This window comes from Microcoleus sp. F10-B2 (genome assembly GCF_036704965.1).
Classification (GTDB): Bacteria; Cyanobacteriota; Cyanobacteriia; order Cyanobacteriales; family Microcoleaceae; genus Microcoleus.
In genome coordinates this window covers 46506-59989 of the sequence record NZ_JAUBTB010000020.1, presented here as the reverse complement: position 1 = coordinate 59989, position 13484 = coordinate 46506, and the positions used below count along the sequence as shown (strand labels likewise).

The following is a 13484-nucleotide window of genomic DNA, read 5'->3' as shown; positions in this document are numbered from 1 at the left end:
TTTTCGATGAACAGTCCGATGAATCGTCTCACACAGGAAGCATGACGAGTTCCAATTGCTGCGATTTGGATCAGTTCTCCTTCTATCAGTTCTAAGTAGGTAGGCGCTGTAAAACACAATTATGTTAAGGATTGTACATTATCCAAATGCCCTAAGCGTGGCTAAGTTCGCCCTGTTTACATATTGTTACATAGCTCGGTTTAATCCCGCTTACCTACTTAAATCATTATTATTGAGTTGTGTAATTAATTTTGTTTAGGTACTTAATACAACTATTAACAATTAATTATTACAGACACAACTTATTTTAATGAAGGGTTTATTGGGGTAAATCAGGAAATTGAGGTGGGAACTTACCCTGCCACCAAAAATTGGGTTTTTCTCCATGGGGAAAAGCTCCAACTCTCATCTGAGATGTTTTAGAATTAGCAGTTAATGGGGTTGGGTTACTGACCGGAGATTTTAAGTAAAAATTCCCTTCTTCAGGATTAACAAATTGAGGTTCTTCTCTGACCGCAGCAGTTCCATTCGTTCCATAGATATTCGCATAGTTATCAGGAAGCCATCCAGCATAAATCGGACGGGTGGTGTTATTTTCTCCAAAGATTAAGTTGTGGCTAATCTCAATCTCTTTTTGACGAAAAATCTTTTCTATGTCAGAGTTAGCCGCCAAATAGCGATCGCTATAACCGATTTGAAATCCCCTATTCTTGCTAAAAATATTATTCTTGATTTCAACATTTTGAAGATTATCAGAAAATAAATATAACCCTCCAGTAATCCAAAAAAAGCTTTCTCCTGGGTTCGGTTTACCATAACCATTATGATGAACCGTATTATTATAAATTTTAATATTATGCCGTAACCCATCATTTCCCCATCGGGCAAAGAGAATTCCGGTTCCCCAGTTATCATAAATTAAGTTATGGTGAAATTGAATATTTTTTGCTTCTGAACCTCCTTCTACTGCTAAAGCAAATCCTGCCCCATTACAATCATGAACAACATTATTAAAGACCTCAACATCTTCTAAGACTCCCAACCAACTATCAACATATAATCCTTGTCGTGCCATGTGGTGAATATAGTTATGATGGACGGTTCCATATTTACTCTTTTCTTTAACATCAATCCCTTCTTTTTTCCCATCCTTAACTAAATTATAAGCAACTTCAAAATTTTCAACCCCACCGATTGAAATTGCTTCATGGGGAGCTTCTGAAAAATCATTTAAAAAGTCAGCCATCTTCAGGTCGTTTGCATTAATAACCGTATTTCCCATTACTTTATAGTGATCGCCCCACCAAACACCAATACCTGGAGAAAACGTATTTTCTGTTTTATTATTATAAAGGTTAATAAAATGGCTATTTCTAGCTGTAATCCCAGAATTATGAGAATTAATAACTTCTAAATCTTCGACTTGAATATAACTAACATTTTGTAACAAAAATGCACCTTGATCGTGAGGATAATGGGATTCTTTTTTAGCAGAGGGAGGCTCTACTTTAACTGCATCCGCATCAATAATAACCCGTTCTTCAGGATAGGCTCGATAAGTAATCCAAGCCTTTTCTGTTCCTGAGTTTTTAGCTTGAATTTGTTCGGTGAGGCGATAAGTTCCAGCCCGAATATAAACTGTTTCACCCGCTTTTAATACCCACGCTGCGTGATTAATTGTTGACCAAGGATGCTCAAGTGAACCGTTATTTGTATCACTGCCATTTGGTGCAACATAAAAAACATGAGGATGGATTTTTGGTAAAGTTTGCGATGTGCAGCACTCGCCACTAATCGCCAATAGAAATCCTGCTAATACTAACGTGATGAACTTATGAACGGTTTTTCTAATCATGAAGTTTTTTTAGGTAGCATTTAATCCTCACTGTTTAAACATTAAAGCACTTTCGTAATTTTGTAAATCTAGTAAGGATCGCGAATTAAATAATTTACACTCTTGAAAGTGGGGTGGGCCTGAAAGCCCGCCCTTTCTGGACGGGCGGGATGGGCCCATCCCACAAGAACATCACGCATTGTAAGTTATTTAATTCTCATTCCTAAGTAGGTAGGCGCTGTAAAACATAACTATGTTAAGGATTGTAAAGTATCCAAATGCCGTAAGCGTGGCTAAGTTCGCCCTGTTTACATATTGTTACATAGCTCGGTTTAATCCCGCTTACCTACTTACCCGATCGCCCTCGGAAAGAATACCAGCTTTGCCCATTAAATGATATTCTTCTACGGTCAACAACCTTTTGAGTAATTGCACTGCCATAACCCACCGCGCTACTAATTTTTATTTCAATTGTAGTCGATCTGCAAAGGAAGAAGTCATTGTAATCGGTCATGGATAAGCGGTAATTTGTAACTTGTCCTGCCCTTCGACTGATATCGTTTGGTTCCTTCGGAAGGATACTGAGGACACGGCAGTGCCGTGTCCCTACCCCGATTAATTGGCGTTGCTGAATACAGGTATGAATTCAAGATTTCCCAATAGCTATCAGCCCGCTTGAGGGTGAGTTTTGTAACATCAAGCGAAAAGTTGATTCATACCGTGAATCAGCAACCCGTTAATTGTAGGGACACGGCAGTGCCGTGTCCTGACTGTGGGTAAGATTAATTCCGATGCTACCGGAGTTGATATTACTTTGGCTGCGCTTAGCCCGAGTCGATCGGGAACAGCGTAGCCGAAGTATTGGGGATGTCAAATGTCAACTGTCAAATGTCAAATGTCAACTGACTGATAAAGCTTTTCTACCATTTGAGCCAAGCGTTTCATGGCAGTTTCAATCTCATCATTTGTGGCAGTCAAACTGATGCGCAAACACTCGTGCTTGTGCTGCCAATCTTCCCGCAAACCGGGAAAGAAAGAACTTCCAGGCACGAGGATTACGCCGACTTTCTTCAATTCTTGATACAGTTCCCAATCAGTCATGGGCAAATCTTTCAGCCACAACCACGCGAAAATTGCTCCTTCGCCCCGGTGCAAAAACCACGGCAAATCTTTCGGCATTGCTTGTTCTAGAGTGCTTTCTACGATCGCAAATTTGCTTTGATAGTACGGCCGAATTACATTGATGGAAATATCGGCAAGAGCGCCGGAAGCAATGGCCCGAGTTGCGATCGCCTGTCCGTATCTCGGCGAATGAATGCACGTATTGGTCTGAAAACATTCTAATATTTGAATGATTTTTTCATCGCCGATCGCAATTCCGATTCTTTCTCCCGGCAATCCGGCTTTCGACAAACTCATGCAGTGCACGATATTGCCCCCAAAAATCGGCGTCATTTCGGTAAAATTCAAGGACGGGAAGGGAGGGCCGTAAGCGGAATCAACGAACACCGGCACGTCGAAAGCGGCCGCTAAATCGGCAATTTTCTTAACTTCGTCGTCGGTGAGAACGTTACCCGTGGGGTTGCAGGGACGGGAAAAAATGACGCAACCGGTGGTTTCGTCGATCGACAGTTGGCTGAAATCCGGGCGGTATTTGAACCTGTGAGCAGCCGCATCAATATCGAGAGTGGGTTTGCAGGCGACTACCGCTTCGGGAATCAAGCTAACGCCGCCGTAACCCGTGTAGTCTGGGCTCAGCGGTAAAACAATATTTTTAAGCTGTTTGCTGGTAGTGTAGCCCCCGAAAGCGTTGGCTGCGTAGAAATAGATCGATTGACTTCCGGGAGTAATTAGGATATTGCGATCGGTCAAATTCAATCCGTAACGCTGGTTGAAATCCGCCAATACCGCATTGATAAACGGCTGATAACCTTGACTGGAACCGTAGCGACAAACCACCTCGCCGTATTCCGGGCTCGCCAAAAGTTCAGCAGTGCAGTCGCGCCACAACTGCTCGACTTCCGGCAAAATCACCGGATTTCCCGCGCTCAAATTGATAAACTCCTGCCCGCTGCCGGCTCTGAGAGTTTCAATAATATCTTTCATAATTGCCCGAACTCCCGTGAGGTGGGACATCTGAGCGCCAAATTGAGTCAGGGCAGGGTTCATAGCAAATGCAGCGACAATGATAGAAGTTTACAGTTTACCCATGATAACTCCAGTCGCAGGCGTTAGCCTAGCTTGTCTGGGGCATGGATTGTCGATCGAGCGTCTGACAAATTCAATAAACTAGATGCACAGCATTTTGTTTTTTCCCCCGTCGGCGCGCCGGAGTATAAGATTGTGGCCTTTTGTGGAGTTCGATCGATCGATCGAACAGTGTTTTTTGCCTGAAAATTCGCGAACAGGCAGTATTATCAAATTCAAGAGTTTTGGTGGGATTTCGCGCCGCACCAGATGAATTGCCGAGACTTGACAGCAGCCATTGCGGAATCTAAGATTAGCAGCAGGGCCCGATCGCAACAGAATTTTATTGGCTCCGGTTACTGCTATAATTGCAGATTTAATCCAGCCTCAAGCATCAGATTTGTTGCTAGCTCATTATCAGGATTCGCGGTTTGCTGACAGCGGTGCATTTCATCATCAATCCGACTCAAGTCAAGATAGCTCGTAACGTCACCCTTTGAGTGGCGTTACATCAAAAATGTATAAATCCAAATCCAAATTAACTGCCGTAAAGTTTAACAAAACAATGACACACTTTCCACTTACAGAATACGAGCAACTTACCGATCCTAAAGCCAAAGCAATGTACGAAGAAATCTTGACTGAATTGGGGTTTGGCATCGTCCCCAACCTGTTCAAGTCAATGGCAATCAACCCTGACTTATTAGAAGCAAATTGGAAAAAGTTCCGGGCAACAATCCTGCAAGGAGACTTACCCCGCACGCTTAAAGAAATGGTCGGCGTCGCTATTTCCCAATCAAATAATAGCGAGTACGCTCTTCAAGTTCACCTGCACGGATTGTCAGCGTTGGGGATGAGCGAAGAAATCCTGCGAACCCTAGTTTCTGACTTTGCCAACTGCCCTTTGCCAAAACGCGATAAAGCCGTAATTACCTTTGGCTTGCTGGCTGCTACAAAACCCCTGGAAATGACAGAATCTGATTACCAAAACCTGCGGGATTTAGGGCTAGATGATTCTGAAATCTTTGAAATTATTGCGACAGCAGACTTGTTTAGCTGTGTCAACCGATATACAGATTCCATTGCCCTTGAAATAGATGCTTTGTAATCTATATTTTATACCCCTATTATGGGCGAGCGGCTAGAAGATCTAGATCGAGAAGAACTTCTGTTGACAGCCCGCCGTTTGTTAGCAGAAGCTCAAGCGCTTTCCATCCGCATTTCCGCCGTCAACGAAGTTGCCACAGCCATTAACCGCACCCTAGATCTCAACGAGATTTTGCGGGTAGTAGGCAAGCAAGCCAAATGGCTGCTCGACTTTGAACACTGTAGCGTTTGTCTGCACAGCACTCACGCTTGCACAACCTTATTTGGCCCGCATATCCCTATAGATATTGCAGCCCTCCCAGAGGGCGGCCCTATTAACAAGGCTTTCAAAACACGTCAACCTCAATTAATTCAAGAAGCGGGTGCTCCTGCTATTTTATCCCCCTACGCTTCGCAAATTATCATTCCCTTGGAAAGCGAAGGTAAGGTTTTAGGGACAATTAATTTTGCCACAACCAAGCCGCGAGCTTACACTCAAGAAGACTTGCGGATTGGCTATCTTTTGGCTTTGCAACTATCCTCAGCCATCCGCAATGCTGAACGTTTTAAAGAGATAAATAGGCTTTATTCCGAGCTCGATGCCGAAAAGCACAAATCTGACCAGCTACTGTTAAACCTGCTCCCGGTTGAAATTGCCGAGGAACTCAAAAATAACGGCAAAGTCGAACCACTTTATTATGATTGCGTATCGGTTTTGTTTACTGACTTTAAAGACTTTACTCAGTTATCAGAAAAAATGACGCCGCGAGAGTTAGTTGACGAACTAGACTATTGTTTTTCTTATTTCGATCGCGTGATGGATAAATACTCTATGGAAAAATTGAAGACTATTGGTGACAGCTATATGTGTGCTGCGGGAATTCCTACGCCTACCCCAACACACGCCTTTGACGCTGTACTTGCTGCCCTAGAAATTCAACAGTTCATGGAGCTGCGAAAAAGACAGAAAGCTCAAGAAAATATTGCTTATTGGGAGATCCGCATTGGCATTCATTCAGGCCCCATACTTGCTGGAGTAATTGGCAATAAAAAGTTTGCCTATGATGTCTGGGGAGATACCGTGAATACTGCATCTCGGATGGAATCTTCCGGCTTACCTGGAAATATCAATATCTCTCACGCAACGTATGAATTAGTTAGAGATTTTTGTGACTGCGAATATCGAGGAAAAATTTCTGCTAAAAATAAGGGCGAGTTGGATATGTATTTGGTTCGCAATCTTAAATAAATTTGAGAAGAGGAATGGAGAAGGGCTAATCAAACCAATTTTAGATTTTAGATTTTAGATTTTAGATTTTAGAATTGGGAATTGGGAATGACTGATACCTATCATGTTTGGGGTCGCTGCTATAGTTTTGCTTTTGTTGACAGGTATTAGATGTTGAAATTAAACTCAACTACGAACTGAGAATATATCGCTCGAAGTTTTCGATCGCGAGATAGGTATTTTATGGCAGTGTCCCCGGGCTATAGTAAAATGATCGAGTTGTAGATTTTAATTTTTTATTATTGATGCGTATTTGGCAGGCCGATTTTTACCGCCGCCCTCTCCAAGATGAGGCGGGTAAACCACTGTGGGAACTCTTAATTTGCGACTCGGAAGGCAGTTTTCAATTTAACGCTGTTTGCAGCCAGGGGGCCGCTAATTCCACTTGGCTAGCCTCGCAGTTGCAGCAGCAAGTTCAAACTCAGAATTTGCCGGACTTGATTCAAGTATTTAGACCTCAGTCTCTAAGCTTAATCGAAGCTGCGGGCAAAGTTTTGGGCGTCAAGGTGGAAGCGACTCGGCGCACTGCGGCCCTGAAATTGCTGCTGCAACAACGCGCAAAAGAATATTTGAGTATGCCTAATTATACAGGGGAAGCTTACAGCGCGATCGCCCTCGACTCGCCGCCGCCCGTACCCTTACCCCAAAACCTCTGGGGCGATAGCTGGCGTTTTGCTTCCCTGCCCGCCGGCGACATTGAAGATGCTTTCCAAGGGCGTCCCCTGCCAATTTTGGAAATGCCAAAATTGCTGTTACCGCTGAATTTGGGCTTGGCATCAACAGTACCCGTACCCGGAGTTGTGATTGACGGCGGACGCCAGTCTATGCGGTTGGCTAGATGGCTTCAGGATGCCAAACCTTTCGCTTTGAATTATATCGCTGGAGCTCCCGACGGATTGATATTGGAAGCTGGGTTAGTAGATAGGTGGGTTGTAGCTACTTTTGAAGATAGTGAGGTGAAAGCGGCGGCCCAAATTTACCAACAGCGCAAGCAATTAAGTCAAGGATTGCATTTTTTATTAGTGCAGCCAGATGATAGTGGGATGACTTATACAGGCTTTTGGCTGTTGAATTTTGAGCGATAAGATGTAAATAATATTATTTGTGATGTCGATCGATCTCGCACCGAAAAATAGTAAAAAACCGCCCGAACTCTGTTCCTGCAAATACAGACTCAAGCACAAATTTTAAAACAGCTTCTTGAGCTAGCAAGAGATAGTGCAGCCAAGTTATTCCACAACTAAAATCAATCCGTTTTGGATGCCCTGACAAACTCGGTTGATGTGACACTGGTCTTTTTCGTCAAGACCTTTCTGGGCAAGCATTGCTGACTTCAGCAGCCGTCTGTCAAGGGGGGTAATTTGGCGGAAAGCAAAGATGCGTTGGACGATCGCCTCGATCGAGATTTTGGGGAGGTTAGCAGAACTGACTGTCATGGTTTTAACACGCTAAAAGTAGGTAACAGAACTGTGTACCTTTATTTTTAAAGATTTCGTGAAGTTAGATTGTGATTAGAATCACATATATTTTGTGACAAAATAGTGTATGTCGGGTGACTGTTGTCACCAAATCTTCAACGATCTTTACCCCAACTTAACGATGGCCCGATAGAATCACTGTGGTAAAACTCAAGCAGAGGGTAAAAATGGCACAAGCAAAAATCGGAATTATCGGCGGCAGCGGTTTGTATAAAATGGAGGCCCTCAAAAATATTGAAGAGGTAAAAATTGATACACCTTTTGGATCGCCATCGGATGCCGCAATTGTGGGAACATTGGACGGTACGCCGGTAGCATTTCTGGCTAGACACGGCCGCAACCACACTTTTTTGCCCTCAGAAGTGCCGTATCGCGCAAATATTTATGCAATGAAGAGTTTGGGAGTTGAGTATTTAATCTCAGCGTCGGCGGTTGGTTCTCTGAAAGCTGAGGCGAAACCTTTAGATATGGTAGTGCCCGATCAGTTTATCGATCGCACAAAAAATCGAGTTTCTACCTTTTTCGGAGAAGGAATAGTCGGTCACATCACATTCGGCGATCCGGTTTGCGGCGAATTGGCTAAAGTGTTGGCAAGTGCGATCGAATCCTTGAACCTCGCCGACGTTACCCTGCACCGGGGCGGCACTTACGTCTGCATGGAAGGCCCCGCATTTTCTACAAAAGCAGAATCAAACCTTTACCGCAGTTGGGGGGCAACAGTCATCGGGATGACAAATTTGCCCGAAGCAAAATTAGCCAGAGAAGCAGAAATTGCCTACGCAACTTTAGCCTTAGTCACAGACTACGACTGCTGGCATGAGGATCACGACAGCGTAACTGTAGAAATGGTAGTTGCAAACTTGCACCGCAATGCAGAGAATGCTCAAAAAGTTATTCAAGAAACAGTACGGAGGTTAACAGAAAACCCCCCAGTATCTGATGCACATTCAGCTTTGAAATATGCAATTCTGACTCGGCTGGATCAAGTGCCGGCCGCCACTAAGGAGAAAATGGGTTTGTTGTTGCAGAAATATTTGTAAAACGAACCGCGAAGACGCAAAAAGCGCGAAGGAAAAACTGCATCCCTTCTTTCTCTTCCTTCGCGTCCTTAGCGTCTTCGCGGTTCATTTAATCTTACGACCTATTAGTTATCCTATAGTTTGCGATTATTTCTGAAGGATTAACTTATCAACTGCTTGAACGCATCGTATTCGCGAATCTTCTCTAAATCAGCTTCACTTTTTGCCAACTCTTTACATACATTTGGATTGAGATTGAGGGCGCGCTTTAAATTTTCAAGGGCTAATTCAATTTTACCTTGCAGTGCATAACATCGGGCTTTATTGTACCAAATTCTGTAAAAGTCTGGTCGGATTTTAGCAGCATTGTCGTAGGAATCAATCGCAGCTTCGTATTTTTGCAATTTGGAGAGTGCAACGCCTCGATTGTTCCAAGCGTCTGTATAATCATTTTTAATTTGTAGGGCTTGATTGTAAGAAATTACTGCTTGTTCGTACTCCTGCATTTTGGAAAAAGCAACGCCTCGGTTGTTCCAAGCGTCGGCATAATCGGGTTTGGCTTGAATTGCTTGTTCGTAACAGCCGATCGCCTCCTGGTACTTCTGCAACTCCAACAATACCACGCCTCGATTGTTCCAAGCGTCGGGATAATTGGGGCGAATTGTAGTAGCTTGTTCGTAAGAGGCGATCGCCTCTGGATACCGCTGCATTCTTGTGAGCACTACTCCCCGGTTATTCCAAGTATCGGCTAAATCCGGCTGAATTTGCAGGGCAAGATTGTAAGCAGCGATCGCATCTTCATAACGGTTTTCAAAGAAACAAGCATCTCCCTGTTTGGCATAGTCGGCGGCTGTCAATAACTGTTGGTAATTGCCGTAGTTAACCGGAGCAAATTCTTGAATTTGAGCATCTGGAAATAACAAGTCTGTTTCTGCATCCGAGTGACTTTGGTGTTGGATTTCGCCTAAGATAGTTTCTGCATCCGAAATTAATAGTTTTAATTGAGAGATTGTATCGTAATGGAGACTTTCTATTTCTTGGCGAGCAATTGTTGTCTGCTTGGACAATTTGCTAAACAGAAACCAAACCCCGACTCCGGCTGCTGTCGGAAACAAAGTTAGGGCAATTACCAGCCCGTTAAGCAGTACCGCCGTGCGCCCGAAAGCAATGTCAACTTCTTCTTGAACTTGATGGCGAATTTCCTCCTTCAGTTGCTGTTGTTGCAATTGCTGCTGAACCAAAAGTGCCGCCACCCTCGGTTCAGATGCAGAAACGTTACTGCCGCAGACTAGAATAGTCGAAAGGGCGATCGGGCTAATACTTGTTTTAAAGATACTTGACAAACGCATTGCCTTAGTGATACGCACCTGATTTGCGATTTTCATGTGTCAAGAGATGCTGATAACGATGATCCCAGACTAGCCCATTTGTTCAAAAACTATTAAATACAGGATATCTGTTGTGCAGTCCCCTCCGATCAAATTGCTGACGCAAGAATTGCTAGACGAAGTTGCCGCTTCCTCCCGCCGCAGTCCCCGCCAGCGACAAAACTACAATTTCCACGATTTGTCAGAAAAGGTGCAGCGGTTTGTCAACGTGCTGCAACCGGGCACTTACGTCCGCCCTCACCGACACCTGCGCCCGCCTGCGATTAACGGTTTTGAGTTTTTCGTAGTGATTCAAGGAGAACTCGGTATGATTATTTTGAACGAAAACGGTCAAATCCTTCGCTCCTTGCTAGTCAGCGCTGTCGGCCCGACTCGCGCTGTCGAACTTCCAGAGGGCACTATTCACACGTTAGTCGCTTTGACACCGGATACTGTGATTTTGGAGTTCAAGGAAGGGCCTTACAACGTGGCGGCAGATAAAGACTTTTTGACCGATTTTCCTGCTGAGGGAACTGCGGCGGCGCGGGAATTAGTCTTGATTTGGGAAGCGGAATTTAAAAGTTGACTGTTGACTGTTGACTGTTGACTGTTAAAAATCTAAAGTCTAAAATCTAAAATCTAAAATCGATTGACTGTTGACTGTTAAAAATCTAAAATCTAAAATCTAAAATCGATGGGCTGCTGACTAATTACTGATGAATCTAATTGTCGTCATCCGATTGTATAAATCCGGGGCGGTGCGAATGATTTTTCTCAGAAGTTCATCCGTCACCCAAAAGACGAGGGGAAAGGAAAATTTTTTGCTGAATTCGCTACATAGTAGGTTGGTAGAAACGAGCAATCGATCGATCGTCTCCACTGATTCCAAGCCGAGGAGCATTAAAGCTGGAGGCTGTTCGCCATCTAGTTCTGCTGCGATTGTCGTGTAGAGAGTTGTCGCCGATTTGGGCAAAAACAGTTGCTGCGGTTTCACGGCACAATTTGCTTGCAGCCGATCGACTATTTGCTGCCGCAAAGCCAGCGAGTTGCAGTTGACTAAAACAAAAGAAAAGTAACCTTGGGAAAGACGGAGCGCCCGAGTTAAAGTTGAGAACGACCGCTCGTTATATTTAGCTGAGTCGTACTTAGCTGCATCGTCTTTAGCTATATTTTCTGAGCTTTTGTGGACCATAAATTACAGGTCTTTTATCGAGTTTTAGAGATTTTCTAGATTAAATGGTATTTCTAAATAAAATGTGAATATGGGATTTTTTTATTAAAAAACATTGCGGTAATTATAGCACGGTTTTAAATTAATATCAATAGTTCGATCCGCTAATTTGGCGGGAGCCACTCAAAACAACCTGCAACGGTACAACCAAAGTATCAAATGTAGTTAAACAGACAAAAAATCACCGATAATTGTCAGCCAGCGGCAAAGTAAACCAAAAACTTGCCCCAGCACCGGCACTGCTAATTACCCCAATTTCCCCGCCGTGAGCGCCAATAATTTGCCGACAAAGATAGAGACCCAAACCCAAACCAACCGAGTGTCGGGATCGATCGCCCCTAACGTAAAGGTCAAAAAGATGTTCGCACTGTTCTGGCAATATTCCCACCCCGTCATCTTCAACTGTACAGCGAATCATACTACTTGGGGAATGGGGAATGGGGAATGGGGAATGGGGAATTGGGAATTGTTCGGGGGGAATTGGTAACTGCTCGCTCTTATTTTTCGCTGCGTTTTGATTGAAAATAGATTTTTCCGCCTGAATGACTTTAGCTGAAACTGTTAAATTTAGTCCTGGAAGATTGTGTTTCAAAGCATTAGTAATTAAATTAGAAAACACGCGCCACAACTGAGTATAGTCAGCATTCACTGCTGGCAAATCATGTGGAACCAAATTTTTAAAAGTAGCTTGACCCTCATTTATTAAAGGCTCCAAATCGGTTGCCGCCGCTTCAACTATTGCCCTCAAATCTACCCGCTCGCAGTGCAGAACAAAACCGCGCAATTCCCCGGCGTGAACTTCCAACAGCGAATTTATCAAGCGCAATTGCTGCTCGCTACCTTGAATCATCCGCTCCAAAATAGAACGGGGAATTGCGATCGAATCCCCAGGTTTCGTCTGCCAATTTTTCAGCACCATTAACATTCCCGCCACCGGGTTTCGCAAGTCGTGAGAAAGAGCGTGGATAAACATCCGCAGCGATTCTTGTGCCTGTTTGCGCTGCGTGATATCCTCAATTAAACCCTCATAATAAAGCACGGCGCCGCTGCTGTCCCGTACCGCCCGCGCCTTCTCAGAAATCCAGACAATACTGCCGTCTGAGCGGTAAATTTTAGATTCAAAATCCGATACTGTGCCGCTTTCCTCGATCGCTCGCAAAAACTCATTTCTGCGAGCCGGATCGACATACAACTGTCGCTCGATATCAGTAAACTTTGCCGTCACTTCTTCGGGAGAATCGCAGCCGTAAATCCGCGCCAAAGCTGGATTTGCAGTAATGTAGCGGCCATCGGGAGTGCTTTGAAAAATCCCCTCGCCCGCATTCTCAAAAATGCTGCGGTACTTCGCCTCCGCCACCTCCAACTGCTGGTAAGCAGATTCCAACTCACGCCTGGTACTAAACTCTTTCCGTTGCAGACATTCGTACCAATAAACCGACAAATCGCAAATCAAACAAATCCAAAACAAATATAAGTACAACCCGGTCAACTTAAAAGGAGTATACTTAGCAAAACTTAGATTTAAAACCAAATTTATCCCGACGTGGCAACACAAAACGCCGAGTTGAGAAATCAGGTGGAGGCGCCAGCGGACGGGCATCAACGTAGCTTGGATCAGAAACGCTAAAATCCAGGTAAAAATTGGTAATTCCCCGGCTTGTGCGACAGCTAGCCCAAGCTGTACAACCACCGTCAGCGACCACGAAAAAGCCAAAAATAGCAAACCGGGATAGCGCTGTCCGAAGGAGGTTTTTTGCAACACAAAACAGGTCAACAAACCCAGTTCTACAGCAGCGCTCGTGTACAAATAAACACTTTTAAACTCCTGGCGAGCGAAGAATCTTTCGCCTAGAAAATAGAGCGTTATTGTGAAGGCAAAAAAGATTGCAATTCCGACTGCAGGGCGCAGCCGCTCTCGGAGGAAGCGATCGCGCCACACCTCGTAAACCGTTAACGCCTGAACGGATTTTGCATTGCCCAAATAGTTCATAGCA

Annotated in this window: 12 protein-coding genes; 6 read left to right on the top strand and 6 right to left on the bottom strand. The window is 44.2% G+C overall.

Annotated features, from left to right (window positions below):
• Positions 1-319 precede the first annotated feature (319 nt).
• Complete coding sequence (locus tag QUA99_RS10435; protein WP_333235930.1) at positions 320-1855, bottom strand: right-handed parallel beta-helix repeat-containing protein; 1536 nt, start codon at positions 1853-1855, stop codon at positions 320-322.
• An 870-nt stretch (positions 1856-2725) separates the two neighbouring features.
• Positions 2726-4003 carry a valine--pyruvate transaminase gene (locus tag QUA99_RS10430; RefSeq protein ID WP_333235931.1) on the bottom strand — a complete coding sequence of 426 codons (1278 nt, stop codon included), beginning with the start codon at positions 4001-4003 and terminating at the stop codon, positions 2726-2728.
• A gap of 316 nt (positions 4004-4319) precedes the next feature.
• On the opposite strand from QUA99_RS10430, the gene QUA99_RS10425 reads away from it, so the two are divergent.
• The 4 genes from QUA99_RS10425 (at position 4320) to QUA99_RS10410 (ending at position 7480) form a co-directional block, all read left to right on the top strand.
• Positions 4320-4508: a hypothetical protein gene (locus QUA99_RS10425; RefSeq protein ID WP_333343240.1), complete on the top strand. Its 189-nt coding sequence runs from the start codon at positions 4320-4322 to the stop codon at positions 4506-4508.
• A 78-nt stretch (positions 4509-4586) separates the two neighbouring features.
• The gene (locus QUA99_RS10420; RefSeq protein ID WP_333235932.1) at positions 4587-5129 is read left to right on the top strand and encodes a peroxidase-related enzyme; all 543 of its coding nucleotides are present in this window, start codon (positions 4587-4589) and stop codon (positions 5127-5129) included.
• Between the two features lie 21 nt (positions 5130-5150).
• Positions 5151-6356: an adenylate/guanylate cyclase domain-containing protein gene (locus QUA99_RS10415; RefSeq protein WP_333235933.1), complete on the top strand. Its 1206-nt coding sequence runs from the start codon at positions 5151-5153 to the stop codon at positions 6354-6356.
• A gap of 284 nt (positions 6357-6640) precedes the next feature.
• Positions 6641-7480, top strand: a complete 840-nt coding sequence (locus QUA99_RS10410) for a Tab2/Atab2 family RNA-binding protein (RefSeq protein ID WP_333235934.1) — start codon at positions 6641-6643, stop codon at positions 7478-7480.
• Between the two features lie 144 nt (positions 7481-7624).
• Here QUA99_RS10410 and QUA99_RS10405 read toward each other — a convergent pair whose 3' ends face one another.
• A complete protein-coding gene (locus tag QUA99_RS10405; RefSeq protein ID WP_333235936.1) occupies positions 7625-7831 on the bottom strand; it encodes a hypothetical protein in 207 nt (68 codons plus the stop codon).
• A gap of 209 nt (positions 7832-8040) precedes the next feature.
• Here QUA99_RS10405 and QUA99_RS10400 point away from each other — a divergent pair, with 209 nt between their 5' ends.
• Positions 8041-8913: an S-methyl-5'-thioadenosine phosphorylase gene (locus tag QUA99_RS10400; protein WP_333235937.1), complete on the top strand. Its 873-nt coding sequence runs from the start codon at positions 8041-8043 to the stop codon at positions 8911-8913.
• 140 nt (positions 8914-9053) lie between these two features.
• On the opposite strand, the gene QUA99_RS10395 is transcribed toward QUA99_RS10400, so the two are convergent.
• Positions 9054-10277 carry a tetratricopeptide repeat protein gene (locus QUA99_RS10395; protein ID WP_333235938.1) on the bottom strand — a complete coding sequence of 408 codons (1224 nt, stop codon included), beginning with the start codon at positions 10275-10277 and terminating at the stop codon, positions 9054-9056.
• Between the two features lie 76 nt (positions 10278-10353).
• Here QUA99_RS10395 and QUA99_RS10390 point away from each other — a divergent pair, with 76 nt between their 5' ends.
• Positions 10354-10845, top strand: coding sequence for a WbuC family cupin fold metalloprotein (locus QUA99_RS10390; RefSeq protein ID WP_333235939.1), 492 nt, complete (start codon positions 10354-10356; stop codon positions 10843-10845).
• A gap of 120 nt (positions 10846-10965) precedes the next feature.
• Here the strand turns inward: QUA99_RS10390 and QUA99_RS10385 are convergent, their stop codons facing one another.
• Together QUA99_RS10385 and QUA99_RS10380 are read right to left on the bottom strand one after the other, a co-directional pair.
• The gene (locus tag QUA99_RS10385) at positions 10966-11451 is read right to left on the bottom strand and encodes a hypothetical protein (RefSeq protein ID WP_333235941.1); all 486 of its coding nucleotides are present in this window, start codon (positions 11449-11451) and stop codon (positions 10966-10968) included.
• 220 nt (positions 11452-11671) lie between these two features.
• Positions 11672-13480, bottom strand: coding sequence for a PAS domain-containing sensor histidine kinase (locus QUA99_RS10380; protein ID WP_333235942.1), 1809 nt, complete (start codon positions 13478-13480; stop codon positions 11672-11674).
• Positions 13481-13484 lie beyond the last annotated feature (4 nt).